Consider the following 18,576-nt stretch of genomic DNA (forward strand, 5'->3'; position numbering starts at 1 on the left):
CGTTCATCACGGTCATCCGAGGCGTTCAGCAGGGGTAAAGGAACGTCAAGGCCGCTCACCGTGATCGAAACACGACCGGATACGCTGACTTGAGTGATGGCAGCGACACATCGACAAACCGTGTCATCGACCGTGTGAGTGCCGTGTGACCGACCTTGTGTTCGTCAGCAGACAGGAGAACCCCTCGTGACCGTCGTCGGGCCGTTCGGGCTGAGCGTGCGGGACCAGGCCCTCGAAGCCGATGTCCAGGCCGGGTTGGCTGCTGTCGAGGAGGGGCTCCTCGACGCCACCAAGAGCGAGGTTCCGTTCATCACGGAGGCCGCGCAACATCTTGTCCGCGCGGGCGGCAAGCGGTTCAGGCCGCTGCTCGTGCACCTCGCCGCCCAGTTCGGCGACCCGTACGCGCCGGGTGTCGTGCCCTCGGCCGTCGTCGTCGAGCTGACGCATCTCGCGACGCTCTACCACGACGACGTGATGGACGAGGCGGACGTCCGCCGCGGTGTCCCGAGCGCCAACCAGCGCTGGGGCAATTCGGTCGCCGTCCTGACCGGCGACTTCCTCTTCGCCCGCGCCTCGTACATCCTCGCCGACCTCGGGCCGGACGCCGTCCGGATCCAGGCGGAGGCCTTCGAGCGCCTCGTCACGGGCCAGATCCTGGAGACGGCGGGCCCGATGGAGGGCCGCGACCCGGTCGACCACTACCTGGACGTGCTCGGCGGCAAGACCGGTTCGCTGGTCGCCGTCTCCTGCCGCTTCGGCGCGATGATGTCGGGCGCCGACGAGACCGTCGTGGACGTCCTGACGCAGTACGGCGAGCGGCTGGGTGTCGCCTTCCAGCTCGCCGACGACGTCCTGGACATCGCCTCCGACTCCCACGAGTCCGGCAAGACCCCCGGCACCGACCTGCGCGAGGGCATCCCCACCCTGCCGGTCCTGCTCCTGCGCGCTCAGGCCGAGCAGTACGGCCGCCCCGACGACCTCGCGCTGTGCGAGCTGCTCGACGGCGACCTCACCGACGACGCACGGCACGCCGAGGCCCTGGCCCGGCTGCGCGTGCACCCGGCCCTGGAGCAGGCCCGTCGCGACACGGTGCGCTACGCCGAGGAGGCCCGCGCCGCCCTCGCCCCGCTGCCCGAGTGCGACGCGAAGGCCGCGCTCGTGGAGCTGTGCGACGCGGTGGTGCACCGCGCGGGCTGAGAGCCTGTTTCCGAACCCCGCCTGCGCCCCGGCGGCACGGCAGGCCGGGGAGCCCGGACCCCAGGTCCGGCGGCCCGTCCCTTACGGGTGCAGGTGTACGTCACGCCTCGTATGTCATCCCACAGCAGTACGTGGAGTTGATTCCGGGGGCTGACGCTTCCGGGCGGGCGATTTGGTCGTATGGAGAAGGACAGACGACGACGTGAACCGCCCGCCGCACCACGGAGGTAAGGCACCCATGGCACCGAACGCACCCTACGAACCGGCTCCCGTCCGCGATGAGGCCGACGATCTGCGCAGCGGCCGGCGCAAGGCGGCGCGTTACCTCGTGCCCGTCGCCGTGGCCGGCGTCGCGGCGGCGACCATCGGCCTCGTACCGGCCCTCGCCAGCTCCGGCGACCCGGATCTGCCGGAGATCAGCGCACAGGAGCTCATCGAGAAGATCGCCGCGTCGGACACCGAGCAGCTCTCCGGCCACGTGAAGATCAGCACCGACCTGGGCCTGCCCTCCATCGCCGGGCTCGCCGACTCGTTCGCCTCCGGTCTCGGGGACGAGATGAAGGGCGGCAAGGACGTAAAGGGCGCCCCGGACCCGCAGAGCCTGCTGCTCGAACTGGCCACCGGCTCGCACAACCTGCAGGTCGCCACCGACGGCCCGGACAAGCAGAAGGTCACGCTGCTCGGCAAGGACTCGGACGTCAGCCTGATCCACAACGGCGACGACGCCTGGGTCTACGACAGCGGCAGCAAGGAAGCCGTCCACTCGAAGGCGGAGTCCGGCGAGGAGCACGGGAAGGACGAGCCGGCCGCGACCCCGAAGGAGCTGGCCGAGGAGGCGCTCAAGGCGGTCGACCCGAGCACGAAGGTCAGCGTCGACGGGACCTCGCGGATCGCGGGCCAGGACGCGTACAAGCTGAAGCTGGAGCCCAAGCAGTCCGGCTCCACGATCGAGTCGGTGACGATCGACGTGGACGCGGACACGTATGTGCCGCTGAAGTTCGCCGTGAACTCGACCGACGGCGGGAAGCCCGTGATCGACGCGGGCTTCACCAAGATCGACTTCTCGCAGCCGGCCGCCTCGGAGTTCGCCCTGCCGAAGGGTGCGAAGGTCACCGAGGCCGACGACCTGGAGAAGGACCTCGGCAAGCACGAGGGCAAGCACGACAAGGGTGACTGGGACAAGGGCAAGTGGGACGAGGGCAAGGGCAAGGACGGTGACCTCGGCGGCGGTATGAACGTCATCGGCGAGGGCTGGTCCACGATCGCCACCTTCGACACCGGCGGCCAGGGCATGCCCGACAAGGACGAGATGAAGGACGTGCCGGCCGAGGTCGGCGGTCTGCTCGACTCGTTCGGCGACAAGGTCTCCGGCGACTTCGGCTCGGGCACGGTCTTCAAGACCCGCCTGGTCAACGTCCTGATGACGGACGACGGCAAGGTCTACGCGGGCGCGGTCACCAAGGACGCGCTGGTGCAGGCGGCGAACGGCGCGAAGTAGCCGTACGGTGCGGTGAGCTGGGCCGGAGGGCGAAGTACTGCCCTCCGGCCCAGCTGTGTCCCCGGCCGCACACTATGAACAGAATCGCCCGCCCCATGGAACGCGGACGGCGGCGTTCCTAGCATCGCAGCGCTCGGCACGACGACGGCGTGCCCCTCAGTTCAGGAGCGGTGTGGTGCAGACCAGGAGAACGACTTCGAGACGCGGCGGAGTGCGCGGCGCCCTCGCCACGGCGGCCGCGGCCGCGAGCCTCCTCGCGGGTTCGCTGACCGTCGCGGGCCCTGCCCGGGCCGAGGCCGCACAGCTCACCTCCGACCCGGCCGCGTGTCCCGCGGCGATCGGGGACAAGGCGTCCTGCTACACGGGCCGGGACGCGAACGGCGCGTACTACGCGATGGCGATTCCCAAGGACTGGAACGGCGATCTCGTCGTCCACGCCCACGGCGGCCCCGACCTGGGCGACGCCTCCGACCCGGCGCGCAGCGTCGAGGACCTGGACCGCTGGTCGGTCATGGTCGACGAGGGCTATGCATGGGCCGGTTCCTCGTACCGCCGCGGCGGCTACGGCACGCGGATGGGCGCGATCGACACGGAGAACGTGCGCCGGCAGTTCGTCGCGGAGTTCGGCACGCCCGGGCGGACCTTCCTGCACGGGCAGTCATGGGGTGGCGATGTCGCGGCGAAGACCCTGGAGATGTACGGGGACAGGCGCGGCCCCTACGACGCGGCGCTGCTCACCAACGGGGTGCTCGCGGGTGGCTCGCGCGGCTACGACTACCGGGTCGATCTGCGCGTGGTCTACCAGTACTACTGCGACAACCTGCCCCGCCCCACCGAGCCGCAGTACCCCCTGTGGCAGGGGCTGCGCGCCGACTCGACGCTGACCACGACCGGCTTCCGGGCCCGGCTGCGCGAGTGCACCGGCTACGACCAGGCACCCGCCGAGCGCACCGCGCTGCAGCAGCGCAACCTCGACGACATCCTCGCGGTCACGAAGATCCCCGAGCGGACCCTCGAATCGCATCTGCGCTTCTCGGTGTTCACGTTCCGCGACATCGTGCACAAGCGGCTCGGCGGCCGTAACCCCTTCACCAACACCGGGGTCCGCTACGAGGGTTCACACGACGACAAGGCGCTCAACGCCGGGGTCGAGCGCTTCACCGCCGATCCGACGGCCGAGCGCGACCTCTCGTACGACAGCGATCTGACCGGCAAGGTCGAGATCCCGGTCCTGACGATGCACGCGATCGACGACCCGACGGCGTTCGTGGAGCACGAGTCGGCGTACCGGATGACGCTGGAGGAGGCCGACCGCGACCACCACCTCGTGCAGACGTTCACCCGCGAGAGCGAGCACAGCGGGCTGAGCACCTCGGAGTACGCCAACTCCATCGCCCAGCTGGCGAAGTGGGCCGGGACCGGCAAGCGGCCCTCGCCCCGGTCCATCGCCGCGACCTGCGAGGACTTCGACCGCACGTACGGCACGGGCTGCTTCTACGACCCGGGCTTCAGGCCCTCCTCGTACGCCTCCCGCGTCGAGGCGCGCCCCGGCGGCCGTGACTGGCCCGCGATGACGGCCGGGCAGGAGCGGCGCTGGAGCCGGATCGACGGCGTCGGCATCGCGCCGTAGGCCCCCGGGACCTCACCGCATGGGGCGATGCGGTGAGACGCAAAGAGGCCCCATCCCGCGAGTGCGCGGGATGGGGCCGTTTGCGACCGGGCAAGGGCGCAGCTCACTGCACGCAGAACTCGTTCCCCTCCGGATCCGCCATCGTCACCCATTCGCCCACGGGTTCCTTGATCCGGTAGAGGACGGTCGCGCCGAGCTTCTCCAGGCGCGCGACCTCGTCCTCGCGCCCGCCGTCGCCGCTGTGCACGTCGAGGTGCAGCCGGTTCTTGCAGGTCTTGCCCTCCGGTACGCGCTGGAACAGCAGCCGCCGTCCCAGGCCGGTGCCGCTGCGCTCCTCGTACGGGTCGTCGGGATGCCGTACGGCCGCGTAGTCGCGGAAGGCCGGGCGGCCGTTCCACTCCGGAGCCTCCTCGGGCCTGACGGCGCCCGCGGCGAGCAGCTGTCCGATCAGGGCGCTGTGGTCCTCCAGCTCGTAACCGAGCGCGGCGGCCCAGAAGTCGGCCTGCGCGCGGGGTTCCTCGGCGTCGATGACGAGCTTCCAGTGCAGTGGCTTTGTCATGGCACCAGGTGTACCCGCGATGTAGGACGGATCACGTCCTAGACGGCGGGTTCGGGTGAGGCCGCGGACGGTGCCCCCTGGGCCGGCGCCTTGGCCTGCGCGGCCGCGAGCCGTACCGCCTCCGCCCGGTTGCGCCGTGCGGTCCGCAGCGCGTCCCAGGTCAGCGTGACGAGGGCCAGCCAGACGAGCGCGAAGCCGGCCCAGCGCTCGGGCGGCATGGCCTCGTGGAAGTACCAGATGCCGAGCAGGAACTGGAAGACGGGCGCGAGGTACTGCAGCAGTCCGAGCGTGGACAGCGGCACGCGGATCGCGGCCGCCCCGAAGCAGACAAGGGGCAGCGCGGTGACGATGCCGGTCGCCGCGAGCAGCGCGGCATGCCCGCCGCCGTGCGCCCCGAACGCCGCCTCGCCGCGCGAGCCGAGCCACAGCAGATAGGCGAGCGCGGGCAGGAACTGCACGGCGGTCTCGGCGGCCAGCGATTCGAGCCCGCCGAGGTTGAGCTTCTTCTTGACCAGGCCGTACGTGGCGAAGGAGAAGGCCAGCGTCAGGGAGATCCAGGGCGGCTGCCCGTAGCCGACGGCGAGCACGAGGACGGCGGCGAAGCCGATGCCGACAGCGGTCCACTGGGCGGGCCGCAGTCGCTCCTTGAGCAGCAGCACGCCCATCGCGATGGTGACGAGCGGGTTGATGAAGTACCCGAGGGACGCCTCGACGACCTGGCCGGAATTCACCGCCCAGATATAGACGCCCCAGTTCACGGTGATCACGGCCGCGGCGACGGTGATCAGGGCGAGCTTGCGGGGGCTGCGGATCAGCTCGCCGGCCCAGGCCCAGCGGCGTACGAAGAGCAGTGCGATCAGCACGATCCCCAGGGACCACACCATCCGGTGCGCGAGGATCTCGACCGATCCGGCGGGCTTCAGAAGCGGCCAGAACAGCGGGACGAGCCCCCACATCCCGTACGCGGCAAAGCCGTATATCAGCCCGGCGCGTCCTTCACCCGACGGCTTCAAGGCCCCTCCTCGTATCGCACTGTGACCCTCCACGAAGGTAGCGGCACGAAGGCCCGGCTGTCATGTCCGTATCGCAATACGGTCATGACAGCCGGGCCGGGTGGAGAAGCGCAGGTCAGAGGGGGAGTGCCGCGGTGATCGCGTGCGTCATCGGGGTGGTCGGGCGGCCGATCAGACGGCTGAGGTCATCGCCGTGCCGGTCGAGCCGGCCGCGGCCCACGGCGGCGTCCACGTCGACGAGGATCTCGGCGAACTGCTGCGGCACCCCGGCGCCGGACAGGATCGCGAGGTGCTGCTCGGCCGGGACCTCGGCGTGCGCGATCTCCTTGCCGCTGAGCCGCGCGACCTCGGCCGCGTACTCGGCGTAGGTCCACGCGGTGTCGCCGTTCAGCTCGTACGCCTGGTTCTCGTGGCCCTCGCCGGTCAGGACGGCGACGGCGGCGGCGGCGAAGTCGGCGCGCGACGCGGAGGCGATCCGGCCGTCACCCGCGCTCGCGACGACGGCGCCGTGCTCCAGGACCGGGGCCAGGTTCCCGGTGAGGTTCTCGTGGTACCAGCCGTTGCGCAGGAACGTGTACGGCAGGCCCGAGTCGAGGATCGCCTGCTCGGTGACGAGGTGCTCGCCCGCAAGAAGGAAATCGGCCTTCGGTCCGCCGAGAATCGACGTGTACGCGAGGAGGCCCACGCCCGCGCTCTTCGCCGCGTCGATCACGGCCTGGTGCTGTGCCACGCGCTGCCCGACCTCGCTGCCGGAGATCAGCAGGACACGGTCGCCCGCTCCGAAGGCCCCGGCGAGGGTCTCGGGCCGCGAGTAGTCCGCGACCCGCAGCTCCACGCCGCGCTCGGCCAGGTCGGCGGCCTTGTCCTTGTCGCGTACGACGGCGGCGACCGACGAGGCCGGGATGCCCGCGTCGAGCAGCCCCGCGATGACGAGACGGCCGAGGTTGCCGGTGGCTCCGGTGATGACGAGGGTCATGGCGTGGTTCTCCGTTTTGTGTGCGGTGTCCGTGTTCGTGTGTTACTCGCTCACTTTAGGTGGGGTACTTACTTTCCGAAAGTACCCACTTTGAAGTAAGGTACTGGTATGAGCGAAACCGCCCTGCGACACCTGCCGCCCGAGCTGATGACGCCCGACGTCAATGCCGCGCAGTGCCCGTCGCGCCTGATCCTGGAGCACCTCACCAGCCGCTGGGGCGTGCTCGTCCTGGCCGCGCTGCTCGACCGCTCGTACCGGTTCAGCGAGCTGCGCCGGCTCATCAACGGCGTCAGCGAGAAGATGCTCGCCCAGACGCTGCAGACCCTGGAGCGCGACGGCTTCGTGCTGCGCGACGCCCAGCCCGTGATCCCGCCCCGCGTCGACTACTCGCTCACCGACTTCGGGCGCGAGGCCGCGCGCCAGGTGTGGGAGCTGGCGCGGTGGTCGGAGCGGAGCGTCGACAAGGTGCTGGCCGCGCGGGCCGCGTACGACGACGCGAAGAGCACCTGAACGCCGGAAACAGGCTCTGAGGCACGGGCGGGACGGCCCATCCGGACGTAAGATCTCCGCAACACTGGGGGAACGCACGTGCGTTGGGGGTCTGGTGGGGCATCGAATACGGGGTCGTACGGTCGCGTGGTGCGCGGCCGGACTGCTGCTCGCCGCCTGCAGCTCCGGCGGCGAACGGTCGGAGAGACCCCCCACGCCCATCCCGCCGTCCGTGACCCCGACGGACGCCGCACCCGCGCCCGAGCCGAGCGCCGGCTCCACCTTCACCCCCGACCCCGACCGGGTCCCGCGCAGCCGTGCCGCCGGTCTGCGCCTGGCGCGCACGGTCGCAGCGGCCCCGGAGATGTACGGTCCGGGCTTCGTCAAGCGCTCCCCGTACGAGAGTGATCCGGCGCAGTGGGCCGTGCTCGACCAGGAGTGCGTCTGGCAGCGCGAGCGGCTGCCGGAGGACGTCCTGGCCAGCATCACCACGTACGCCGAACTGCCCGCACGGAAGGGCAAGGGCCCTGTCCGCGTCAGCTCGGTCGTCACGGTGCACCGCGAGGCCGGCGGCGCCGACTGGGAGATGGCCCGCACCCTGGAGGAGGCGCTGCGCTGCCCCGAGCAGCAGCTGCGCGCCGGCGAGTGGATCACCGGGCTGTTCTCCGAGGGCATGGCGTACGGGCAGGGCACCAACTCGTACGCCGACGACGTGGTCACCGAGAACGGCAAGTACCGCACAGGCCGGACCGGCGGCCCGTACCCGTACAACTGGTCCCAGGCGCGCGTCGGTCCCGTGACCGTCGCCTCCGTGGTCAAGGGCGGCCGCGGCCACAGCGAGCAGGAGCTGGACCAGGCGGCCGAACTGGGCTTCAGCGCCATGGTCGTCCGCGCGCACAACGAGCTCGGAGGCGACAAGTGACCCGGCCGCAGAGCGACAGGGGGGACGCGCGGTGACCCGGGCCGTGGAGCCGCTGCTCCCCTCCGACCCGTCCACCCTGGCCGGCCACCGCCTCCTCGGCCGGCTCGGCGCGGGCGGCATGGGCGTGGTGTATCTCGGGCGTACGGAGGCGGGGGCGCTCGCGGCCGTCAAGGTGATCCAGACCGAGTACGCGCGCGAGGAGCAGTACCGGGCGCGCTTCCGGCGCGAGGCCGAGGCCGCGCGCCGGGTCGTCAGCCGCTGGTCGGTGCCGCTGACCGGCGCGGACGCGGAGGCCGAACAGCCGTGGCTGGCCACGGCGTTCGTGGCCGGCCCCTCGCTCGCCGAGGCCGTCACGGCCTGCGGGCCGCTGCCCGAGCGCAGTGTGCGGGCGCTCGGCGGCATGCTCGCCTCGGCACTCACCGCGGTGCACACGGCCGGACTCGTCCACCGGGACGTCAAGCCCGGCAACGTCCTGCTCACCGTGGACGGGCCGCGCCTGATCGACTTCGGGATCGCGCGCGCCACCGACGACACCGCTCTGACCGCGGCCGACGTGGTCGTCGGTACTCCCGGGTTCCTCGCGCCCGAGCAGGCGCAGGGCGGTGAACTCGGGCCGCCCGCGGATGTGTTCGCGCTCGGCTGTCTGCTCGCGTACGCGGCGACGGGCCGACCGCCGTTCGGTACGGGCACGCCTGATGCGCTGCTGTACCGCACCGTCCATGACGCGCCCGATCTCGACGGCGTGGACGAGGGGCTGCGCGCGCTCCTGTCCCGGCTGCTCGCGAAGGAACCCGCCGCGCGGCCGCGTCTCGACGCGCTCGTCGAGGACACCCCCGAGGACTGGCTGCCCGACGCCGTGGTGCGCCTGGTCGCCGAGCGGGCGGCGGAGCTGCTCGCGCTGCCCGGGGTGGAGAACACCGTGGTCGATGCGTCGGAACTGCCGACGCAGGACGCGCCCGACGGGATGAGCGCGCCCGACGGGACGGGTGCGTCCGACGGGACGGGTGCGTCCGGCGGGCCTGATGCGCCCGACGCACCCACAGCACCCCAGGAACCGGAGAAGCTCTTCAACCGGCGCAAGTTCCTCCTCCTCACGGGCGGCGGGGTGCTCGCGGCCGGCGGTGGCGTGGGCGCCTGGGCCGCCTTCGCGCGCGGCAGCGGCCCGCACGACCCTGTACCCGAGCACGACCGGTGGCACATCGGGCTGCAGGCGGCGCTCACCGGTGAGCACGGGGCGGTGGGCCGGGCCCAGGAGCAGGGCGCGCGGCTCGCGGTCGAGCAGTTCAACTCCCGTACGCCCGGCAGGAAAGCGCCCTTCAAGGTGGGCCTCGTCGTCCGCGACGACGGCGGCGTCCCGGGGCGCGCGGCGCAGGTGGCCAAGGACTTGGGCCGTGCCGCCGACGTCCTGGCCGTCATCGGTCCGACCACGGATGACGCGGCTCGGGCGGCCCTGAAGGTCTACAGCGAGAGCTATCTGGCCCAAGTGGCCGTGTCCCCGGGCGCCATGGACCTCGTCACCCCTTCCCTCGCCTCGCGCTCGCTGCTGCAGGCCCGGCCGCTCGACGCGCATGTGGCCAGTCCGTTCGCGTCGACAGCGGTGGCGGCGGGCGTCAGGACGCTCGGGCTGCTGCAGGACCGCACGGTCGGCGTGCTCGGCTGGGAGACCTCGGCGATCACGACGAGCTCGTTGCGCGGCACGAAGACCGCCGTGTACCCGCGCGTGGTCCCTGCCGGCACCCGGGAGTTCAAGCCGGTCGTCGCCGACATGCTGGACGCCGGCTGCGACGGGTTCGTCTTCGCGGGCGGTCCCGACGCGGCCGGAGCCTTCTCCCGCGAGCTGGCGGCCGCGGGCTTCGACGGGCTGCGCCTGGCGCCCCAGATCGTGCTCGATCCGCGGTTCCTGGTGCAGGCGGAGGACTCCGCCGAGGGCTGGCAGCTCATGGCGACCTTCCTGGATCCGGCGGCCGTCCCCGCGCTGAAGCCGTTCAGCGAGGCGTACAGCGAGCGCTACGGCCAGGAGCCGCCCTATCAGGCCGCCGAGGCGTACGACGCCGCGAACCTGATCATCGAGGGCTTCCTCGCGACCGGACGCAGGCGGCCCACCCGCGAGGCCCTCGCCCGCCGGCTGCGGAAGTCCACGTACAAGGGACTGACGAAGACCTACGGCTTCGACGCGAAGGTCGGCAGCTTCACGCAGTGGGGTGTGCACCGGTACGAGGTGAAGGGCGGGCGTTTCCGGTACGTGGAGGCGGTCGCGCGGCCAGGGGCGGCGTCGGAGTAATGGGTGTGCGGGAGGCGCGACGTGCGGGGGCGTGTCACCAGGCGCCGTGCCGCGAGCTGCCCGGCCACGGCGAGCCGGATCGCGATCCGGCCCACTACTGGGAGCCACTTTGGACCCCCTGAAACCGGGTGACCCCGCCGAGATCGGTGGCCATCGGCTGATCGCGAGGCTCGGCGCCGGTGGCATGGGTGTCGTCTACCTCGCGCGGTCCGCGCAGGGTTCGCCGGTCGCGCTCAAGGTGATCCGGGCCGAGTACGCGGCGGACCCCGGCTTCCGGGCCCGTTTCCGGCGCGAGGCCGAGGCCGCGACCCGTATCACCGGCCGCTGGACCGTGCCCGCGACCGCCGCCGACGCCGAGGCCCGCGCGCCCTGGCTGGCCACCGCGTTCATCCCCGCGCCCTCGCTCGCCGAGGCGGTCGCCGGCCACGGACCCCTGCCGCCGCGCACAGTCCGCATCCTGGGCGAGCGTCTCGCGGAAGCCCTCGCCGAGGTGCACGCCACGGGCCTGGTGCACCGCGACGTGAAACCCGCGAACGTCCTGCTCGCCGCCGACGGCCCCCGCCTCATCGACTTCGGTATCGCCCGCACCGCCGAGGCCACCGCCCTCACGGCCGCCGACTCGGTGATCGGCTCACCCGGCTATCTCTCGCCCGAGCAAGCACAGGCCCGCGCGGGTGCGATCGGCCCGCCCAGCGATGTCTTCGCCCTCGGCTGCGTCCTCGCGTACGCGGCGACCGGCCGGCGCCCGTTCGGCACCGGAACGGTCGCGGCCATCCTGTTCCGTACGGTGCACGAGGAGCCCGAACTCGACGCCGTACCCGCGCAGTTGACCGCTCTCGTACGGGACTGCCTGTCCAAGGACCCGGCCGCACGCCCCACCGCGGACGAGGTACGGACGCGCCTCGCGGGCGCCGCCGCGACCGGCGCCGACTGGCTGCCGCCCGCGCTGCCCCGGCTGATCGCCGAACGCTCGGCACGCGTCCTGGACCTCCCGGTCCCGGAGCCGACGGAGGCGGACACACCGGCAGTCACGCCCGCCACCACCCCGGGTCCCGCCACCCCGGCGGACCTGCGCCGCCGCCTCACCCGCCGCCGCCTCCTCACCCTCGGCTCGGCGGGTGCGGGCGTCGTGGCGGCCGGCGGGGGAGCGGCCTGGTGGGCGGTGGGACGCGGCGACGGCGGTACGGGCGGCGGCGGGGACGGGGCGCTGCCGCGGTTCGCGCTCGGGCTGCAGGTGGACCGCAGGAGCGCGGCGGGGCGGGGGATCGCGCGGGGCGTGGCGCTCGCGATCGACCGGCACAACGCCCGTACGGACCGCCCCTTCGGCCTCGCTCTGCGCACCGCGGCCGGTGAGCCGGACCGCGCGGGAGCCGAGGCCCGCCGACTCGTCGCCGAGGAGGACGTGGTGGCGGTGATCGGCCCGACCTCGGATCCGGCCGTGCGTGCCGTTGCGCCCACGTACAACAAGGCGGCCATGCCGCTGCTCCTGACGACACCGGTCGGCGGCGACCTGGACGCGTCCCTGATGCGCGGCCTCCTGAAGCTCAGCCCCGACCTCAACTCCCAGACCAGCGCGATGATCCGCTTCCTGTCCGCCGTCGAGCCCGTCACCCGGACCGCGGTGGTCGAGGACCGGGCGGGCGGCGAGGTGAGCTGGCGCCTCGCGGGCTCGCTGAAGGAGTTCCCGCCGTCCGGAGGGCGGACAACTGTCCACCAAGTGGCCGCCGACCGCAGCGACTTCGCGGCCGCGGTCCGCGCGGCGCTCGCCGCGGACGCCCAGGCCGTCGTCTACGCGGGAGTCTCGCCCGGCCGCGCCGCGCGGCTGGCGCGGGCCCTCGTGGAGGCGCGGTTCAAGGGCCCGCGCGTGGCGCCCGAGGCGGTCCTGACGGGTTTCGTGGCGGCTGCGGGCGAGGCGGCGGACGGCTGGACGTTCACCACGACCTTCGTCGACCCGGCCCGGCTCCCGCGCGCCGCGGACTTCGTGACCGCCTACCGCGAGCGCTACGCCACGGACCGCGTGGACCGCCATGCCGTGGAGGCGTACGACGCCGTGTGCTGCGTGGCCGCCGCGATGACCGCACTCGGGGCGGACCGCGTCGAACGCGGTGCGATAGCGGGCCTCGTGCGCTCCACCTCGTACAAGGGCCTGGCCAAGACCCTCGCGATCAGCGACGGCAGCCATGGCCTGGAGATCGCCAACGGGCTGTTCCTGTGGCGGATCGAGAAGGGCCGGGAGACGTTCCTCGGGCTGGCCGAGGACCTTTGAGACCGCCGGGGTCAGACCGGCTTGTACCCATGCGTAAGGGGCGCCCGCCGAAGCGAACGCCCCTTGCGTGACCGGCCGGCCGGGCTAGCCGACGACCGTCCAGGTGTCCTTGCCGGCGAGCAGCGCGCCGAGGTCGCCCTTGCCGTTCTGCTCGATGGCGTCGTCGAGCTGGTCGGACATCAACGTGTCGTAGACCGGGCGGTCCGTGGAGCGGAAGACGCCGATCGGGGTGTGGTGCAGGGTGTCCGGATCGGCAAGGCGCGAGAGTGCGAAGGCCGTGGTGGCGGACGCGGAGTGCGCGTCGTGCACCAGGATCTGCGACTGGTTCTCCTCGGTGACCTCGACGACCCTCAGGTCACCGGTCAGCGAGTCCCGTACGACACCCTTGGCGCTGTCGACACCGAAGCGGATCGGCTGTCCGTGCTCCAGGCGGATCACGGCTTCCTCGGCCTGCTGCTTGTCCTTCAGGACCTCGAAGGCGCCGTCGTTGAAGATATTGCAGTTCTGGTAGATCTCCACCAGCGCCGTGCCCGGGTGGGCGGCCGCCTGGCGCAGCACCTCGGTGAGGTGCTTGCGGTCCGAGTCGACGGTCCGCGCCACGAACGAGGCCTCGGCGCCGATCGCAAGGGACACCGGGTTGAAGGGCGCGTCCAGCGAACCCATCGGCGTCGACTTGGTGATCTTGCCGACCTCGGAGGTGGGGCTGTACTGGCCCTTGGTGAGCCCGTAGATCCGGTTGTTGAAGAGCAGGATCTTCAGGTTCACATTGCGGCGCAGCGCGTGCATGAGGTGGTTGCCGCCGATGGACAGCGCATCGCCGTCACCGGTGACCACCCACACGCTCAGGTCGCGGCGCGAGGTGGCGAGGCCGGTGGCGATGGCCGGGGCACGGCCGTGGATGGAGTGCATCCCGTACGTGTCCATGTAGTACGGGAAGCGCGAGCTGCAGCCGATACCGGAGACGAAGACGATGTTCTCCTTGGCCAGACCGAGCTCGGGCATGAAGCCCTGCACGGCGGCCAGGACCGCGTAGTCGCCGCAGCCGGGGCACCAGCGCACTTCCTGATCGGACTTGAAGTCCTTCATGGACTGCTTGGCCTCGGCCTTGGGCACGAGGGAAAGCGCCTCGATCGTGCCCGTGCCTTCCGTGATCGTCTCAGCCATCGATGGCCTCCTTGAGAGCCGTGGCGAGCTGCTCGGCCTTGAACGGCATGCCGTTGACCTGGTTGTAGCTCTGTGCGTCCACGAGGTACTTCGCACGCAGCAGGGTGGCGAGCTGGCCGAGGTTCATCTCGGGCACCACTACCTTGTCGTAACGCTTCAGGACCTCGCCGAGATTCCGCGGGAACGGGTTGAGGTGCCGCAGATGGGCCTGCGCCACGCTCTGTCCCGCGGTACGGAGCCGGCGGACGGCTGCCGTGATCGGGCCGTAGGTGGAACCCCAGCCGAGGACCAGGAGCCGCGCCTCACCGGTGGGGTCGTCGACTTCGAGGTCGGGGACCTTGATGCCGTCGATCTTGGCCTGGCGGGTGCGGACCATGAAGTCGTGGTTGGCCGGGTCGTAGGAGATGTTGCCCGTGCCGTCCTGCTTCTCGATGCCGCCGATGCGGTGCTCGAGTCCCGGCGTGCCCGGGATCGCCCACGGCCGGGCGAGAGTCTCGGGGTCGCGCTTGTAGGGCCAGAAGACCTCGGTGCCGTCGTCCAGGGTGTGGTTCGGGCCCTGGGCGAACTGGGTGCGCAGATCCGGGAGTTCGTCGACCTCGGGGATCCGCCACGGCTCGGAGCCGTTGGCGAGGTAGCCGTCGGACAGCAGGAACACCGGGGTGCGGTACTCCAGCGCGATCCGGGCCGCCTCGATCGCCGCGTCGAAGCAGTCGGCCGGGGTCTGCGGCGCGACGATCGGCACCGGCGCCTCACCGTTGCGGCCGTACATCGCCTGCAGCAGGTCGGCCTGCTCCGTCTTCGTCGGCAGACCCGTCGAGGGGCCGCCGCGCTGGATGTCCACGATCAGCAGCGGCAGTTCGAGCGACACCGCGAGACCGATGGTCTCCGACTTCAGCGCCACACCCGGGCCGGACGTGGTCGTCACCGCGAGGCTGCCGCCGAACGCCGCACCGAGCGCGGCACCGATCCCGGCGATCTCGTCCTCGGCCTGGAACGTGCGCACACCGAAGTTCTTGTGCTTGCTGAGTTCGTGCAGGATGTCGGAGGCGGGGGTGATCGGGTAGGAGCCCAGGTAGAGCGGCAGGTCCGCCTGCTTCGAGGCCGCCACCAGGCCGTACGACAGCGCGAGGTTGCCGGAGATGTTGCGGTACGTGCCCGTCGGGAACGCCTTCGCCGCCGGAAGCACCTCGTAGGAGACCGCGAAGTCCTCGGTGGTCTCACCGAAGTTCCAGCCCGCGCGGAACGCCGCCAGGTTCGCCTTCATGATCTCTGGCTTCTTGGCGAACTTCTGCTGCAGGAAGCTCTCCGTGCCCTCGGTGGGGCGGTGGTACATCCAGGAGAGCAGGCCCAGCGCGAACATGTTCTTCGACCGGCCCGCGTCCTTGCGCGAGAGGTCGAACTCCTTGAGCGCCTCGACCGTCAGCGTCGTCAGCGGCACCGGGTGGACGCTGTAGCCGTCCAGCGAGCCGTCCTCCAGCGGGGAGACGTCGTAGCCCACCTTCTGCATCGCCCGCTTGGTGAATTCATCCGTGTTCACGATGATCTCGGCGCCGCGCGGCACATCGGAGATGTTGGCCTTGAGCGCGGCCGGGTTCATCGCCACCAGAACGTTCGGCGCGTCGCCCGGCGTGAGGATGTCGTGGTCGGCGAAGTGCAGCTGGAAGCTGGAGACACCCGGGAGCGTGCCGGCAGGGGCGCGGATCTCGGCGGGGAAGTTCGGCAGCGTGGAGAGGTCGTTGCCGAACGATGCCGTCTCCGAGGTGAACCGGTCACCCGTCAGCTGCATACCGTCGCCCGAGTCGCCCGCGAACCGGATGATCACCCGGTCCAGACGGCGGACCTCTTTCTCCGCGGACGGTTTGCGCTGCTCACCGACAACGTCACCGACCACGGCAGTGTCGGTCTGCTGGGCTGGGCTACTGACCTGGCTGGTCACTGAACTGGACCTCCCTCGAGGCTGTGGCACGGGAAGCGACCGGCCGACCGGTCCTCCCAGGGCCACCCTACGTCGGTAAGGGTCGCCTTCCTCGGGGTGCTCAGATGGTGGACGGCAAAATGAGACGATCGGCTGCCCGGATTTGCCCCCATTTTGATCACCCCCCGGCCCTTTGCTGCCCTTTCCTGGGGACGCGCTGTGCTCGTCCTTTGGTTCTAGGTCCTCAGGTGCCGCGCGGGTTTTCGCCCCCGCGGCCCCCTCGGCTCGGCTCCCATATCTGACAGAGTGTCAGGTCGCTATGAATTGAGGTAGGTGAGGACCGCCAGAACGCGACGGTGATCCCCGTCACTAGGTGACAGACCGAGCTTCAGGAAGATGTTGCTGACGTGCTTCTCGACGGCACCGTCGGACACCACGAGCTGGCGCGCGATCGCCGAGTTCGTCCGGCCCTCGGCCATCAGACCGAGCACCTCGCGCTCGCGCGGCGTCAGCCCGGCCAGCACATCCTGCTTACGGCTGCGCCCCAGGAGCTGCGCGACCACCTCGGGGTCGAGCGCCGTACCGCCCTGTGCGACCCGCACCACCGCGTCCACGAACTCCCGGACCTCGGCGACCCGGTCCTTGAGCAGATAGCCGACCCCGCGGCTGGACCCCGCGATCAGCTCGGTCGCGTACTGCTCCTCCACATACTGCGAAAGGACCAGGACCCCGAGCTCCGGGTGCTTGCCCCGCAGCTTCACCGCCGCGCGCACCCCTTCGTCCGTGTGGGTCGGGGGCATCCGCACATCGGCGACGACCACATCCGGCAGGCTGCCCTGCGCGGCCAGCTCGTCGACGGTCTTCACCAGCGCTTCCCCGTCCCCCACACCGGCCACCACGTCATGCCCGCGGTCGGTCAGCAACCGGGTCAGGCCCTCCCGGAGCAGCACTGAATCCTCGGCGATAACCACCCGCACCCTGTCCTCCACGACCTGTCCGTCCCCCCGGGCTTACTGGTTTGGCTTCCAGCATCCCAGGGTTCCGCGCAACGTGAGGCCCCGTTGCGGGGGTCCGGGGCCGGAACGCAGCCGCGCGCCCCGGCCCACCCGGGGCCGGGGCGCCAGCGGCGTGACGGGTCATTCCCGCCAGGGCAGCTCCGCCGTCACCGACGTGGGCCCGCCCGCCGGCGAGTCCACCGCGAGCACCCCGTCGACCGCGCCGAGCCGCTCGGCGAGCCCGGAGAGGCCCGAGCCCCGGCCGAGCCCCGCACCGCCGACTCCGTCGTCCATGACCTGCAGCATCAGCCGGTTCTCCGAGCGCCACACATCGACCGTCGCGCGGTTGGCCCGCGCGTGCTTGCTGACGTTCTGCAGCAGCTCGGAGACCGTGTAGTACGCGATCCCTTCGATCGCCGCGGCCGGCCGGTACGGCAGATCCACCTCGACCTGCACCGGCACCGTGCACCGCGCGGCCAGCGAGGACAGCGCCGCGTCCAGGCCGCGGTCCGTGAGCACCGCCGGGTGGATCCCGCGGGCCAGATCCCGCAGCTCCTGCAGGGCCGTCTTCACCTCGCCGTGCGCCGAGTCCACCATCCGGGCCGCGGCCTCGGGGTCCTCGCGCAGCTTCTCCTTGGCCAGACCCAGGTCCATCGCCAGGTTCACCAGGCGGGCCTGCGCCCCGTCATGCAGATCGCGCTCGATCCGGCGCAGATCCGCCGCCGCGGTGTCCACGACCACGCCGCGGTCCGACTCCAGCTCCACGACCCGCGTGACCAGCGTCGACGGGCCGAGCAGCCCGAGCACCATCAGCCGGTCCACGCTGGTCAGCGCCCGCATCAGCCAGGGCGTCACCAGGACCACGAGCAGACCGATCAGACAGGTCACGCCGATCTCGAAGGGGCTGTCCAGATAGACCCGGTGCGTCTCGTCCCCGTACACCTGGATGCCGTCCTGCCCGGCGTACATCGGGAAGACCCACTGCCACAGCGGATACGTGAACAGCGACCACCCCGTCGTCCAGAACGTGACCGCCACGACGAACCCGAACGTCGCCCACGGGAAGTGCAGCAGCGCGTACAGCACATGCCGCCACGACGCCCCGCTCTTGAGCACCGCGCCCATCCACGAGAGGGCGCCCTGCTTCTTCTGCCGCAGCGGCTCCGGGCTCTCGACTTCGAGGCCGAGGAGCCCGCGGGCCCGCGCCCGCTCCACGGCGCCGAGCCCGCGCAGGCCGACGAGGCCGAGGGCGAGCACGGGGATGCCGATGAACGTGATGAGGAGGCCCGCGCCGAGCGACACCATCGTGACGGTGTACGTGAACGTCAGGATGGCCATGGGCAGGCTGGTCAGCAGATAGCCGAACTCGCGCCACGTCCGCGCCTCGACCGGCGCCCGCAGCACGGGGGGAAGCAGATGCCGGCGCCCGTGCTCCCGACGGTACGAGCCGCTGCCGTACGCACCGCTCCCGTAGCCCTCGCCGCGGGACGGGCTGTTCCCGTACCCCTCACGCTCGTCCGCGAACTGGGACCAGGTCCGCTGTCCGTATTCGGTAGCCATCGGTGTCGTCCGTTCTCCTCGTTGCGGCCCTCTGCGACGCTTCCCAGCCTCCCGCCGGGACCACCCTGGCCACCATGCGGCCCTTCTCCCTCTTCACCCGGGGGTTTTCCC

14 protein-coding genes are annotated in these 18,576 nt (G+C 71.4%); 7 read left to right on the plus strand and 7 right to left on the minus strand.

What is annotated here, in order from left to right:
• The first annotated feature begins 186 nt into the window (after positions 1 to 186).
• The 3 genes from ACIBI4_RS07870 to ACIBI4_RS07880 all read left to right on the plus strand — a co-directional run bounded on the left by ACIBI4_RS07870 (position 187) and on the right by ACIBI4_RS07880 (position 4,325).
• Positions 187 to 1,197 (plus strand): polyprenyl synthetase family protein, encoded by a 1,011-nt coding sequence (locus ACIBI4_RS07870; protein ID WP_399202772.1) that lies wholly within the window; start codon positions 187 to 189, stop codon positions 1,195 to 1,197.
• Between the two features lie 238 nt (positions 1,198 to 1,435).
• The gene (locus ACIBI4_RS07875) at positions 1,436 to 2,695 is read left to right on the plus strand and encodes an outer membrane lipoprotein carrier protein LolA (RefSeq protein WP_399202774.1); all 1,260 of its coding nucleotides are present in this window, start codon (positions 1,436 to 1,438) and stop codon (positions 2,693 to 2,695) included.
• A gap of 172 nt (positions 2,696 to 2,867) precedes the next feature.
• Positions 2,868 to 4,325 (plus strand): alpha/beta hydrolase family protein, encoded by a 1,458-nt coding sequence (locus ACIBI4_RS07880; RefSeq protein ID WP_399202775.1) that lies wholly within the window; start codon positions 2,868 to 2,870, stop codon positions 4,323 to 4,325.
• A 103-nt stretch (positions 4,326 to 4,428) separates the two neighbouring features.
• Here ACIBI4_RS07880 and ACIBI4_RS07885 read toward each other — a convergent pair whose 3' ends face one another.
• From ACIBI4_RS07885 to ACIBI4_RS07895, 3 genes are all read right to left on the minus strand, one after another.
• Positions 4,429 to 4,884, minus strand: coding sequence for a VOC family protein (locus ACIBI4_RS07885; RefSeq protein ID WP_399202776.1), 456 nt, complete (start codon positions 4,882 to 4,884; stop codon positions 4,429 to 4,431).
• Between the two features lie 38 nt (positions 4,885 to 4,922).
• Entirely contained in the window at positions 4,923 to 5,840 is a 918-nt protein-coding gene (rarD, locus tag ACIBI4_RS07890) for an EamA family transporter RarD (RefSeq protein ID WP_399203224.1), read from the minus strand.
• Between the two features lie 172 nt (positions 5,841 to 6,012).
• Complete coding sequence (locus ACIBI4_RS07895) at positions 6,013 to 6,873, minus strand: SDR family oxidoreductase (RefSeq protein WP_399202777.1); 861 nt, start codon at positions 6,871 to 6,873, stop codon at positions 6,013 to 6,015.
• A gap of 108 nt (positions 6,874 to 6,981) precedes the next feature.
• Here ACIBI4_RS07895 and ACIBI4_RS07900 point away from each other — a divergent pair, with 108 nt between their 5' ends.
• The 4 genes from ACIBI4_RS07900 to ACIBI4_RS07915 all read left to right on the plus strand — a co-directional run bounded on the left by ACIBI4_RS07900 (position 6,982) and on the right by ACIBI4_RS07915 (position 12,831).
• Positions 6,982 to 7,383, plus strand: coding sequence for a winged helix-turn-helix transcriptional regulator (locus ACIBI4_RS07900; protein ID WP_399202778.1), 402 nt, complete (start codon positions 6,982 to 6,984; stop codon positions 7,381 to 7,383).
• 211 nt (positions 7,384 to 7,594) lie between these two features.
• Positions 7,595 to 8,284 carry a hypothetical protein gene (locus tag ACIBI4_RS07905; RefSeq protein WP_399202779.1) on the plus strand — a complete coding sequence of 230 codons (690 nt, stop codon included), beginning with the start codon at positions 7,595 to 7,597 and terminating at the stop codon, positions 8,282 to 8,284.
• A gap of 43 nt (positions 8,285 to 8,327) precedes the next feature.
• A complete protein-coding gene (locus ACIBI4_RS07910; protein ID WP_399203225.1) occupies positions 8,328 to 10,565 on the plus strand; it encodes an ABC transporter substrate-binding protein in 2,238 nt (745 codons plus the stop codon).
• A 109-nt stretch (positions 10,566 to 10,674) separates the two neighbouring features.
• Entirely contained in the window at positions 10,675 to 12,831 is a 2,157-nt protein-coding gene (locus tag ACIBI4_RS07915) for a bifunctional serine/threonine-protein kinase/ABC transporter substrate-binding protein (RefSeq protein WP_399202780.1), read from the plus strand.
• Between the two features lie 84 nt (positions 12,832 to 12,915).
• On the opposite strand, the gene ACIBI4_RS07920 is transcribed toward ACIBI4_RS07915, so the two are convergent.
• From ACIBI4_RS07920 to ACIBI4_RS07935, 4 genes are all read right to left on the minus strand, one after another.
• On the minus strand, positions 12,916 to 13,995 hold the full coding sequence (locus ACIBI4_RS07920; RefSeq protein WP_399202781.1) for a 2-oxoacid:ferredoxin oxidoreductase subunit beta: 1,080 nt from the start codon (positions 13,993 to 13,995) through the stop codon (positions 12,916 to 12,918).
• Positions 13,988 to 15,931, minus strand: coding sequence for a 2-oxoacid:acceptor oxidoreductase subunit alpha (locus ACIBI4_RS07925; protein ID WP_399202782.1), 1,944 nt, complete (start codon positions 15,929 to 15,931; stop codon positions 13,988 to 13,990). The genes ACIBI4_RS07920 and ACIBI4_RS07925 overlap by 8 nt, the downstream gene beginning before the upstream one ends.
• A gap of 296 nt (positions 15,932 to 16,227) precedes the next feature.
• The gene (locus ACIBI4_RS07930) at positions 16,228 to 16,887 is read right to left on the minus strand and encodes a LuxR C-terminal-related transcriptional regulator (RefSeq protein WP_399203226.1); all 660 of its coding nucleotides are present in this window, start codon (positions 16,885 to 16,887) and stop codon (positions 16,228 to 16,230) included.
• A 159-nt stretch (positions 16,888 to 17,046) separates the two neighbouring features.
• Complete coding sequence (locus ACIBI4_RS07935; protein WP_399202783.1) at positions 17,047 to 18,465, minus strand: sensor histidine kinase; 1,419 nt, start codon at positions 18,463 to 18,465, stop codon at positions 17,047 to 17,049.
• Positions 18,466 to 18,576: the final 111 nt, after the last annotated feature.

The sequence above is a fragment of the Streptomyces sp. NPDC050418 genome (assembly GCF_044458745.1).
Classification (GTDB): domain Bacteria; phylum Actinomycetota; class Actinomycetes; order Streptomycetales; family Streptomycetaceae; genus Streptomyces.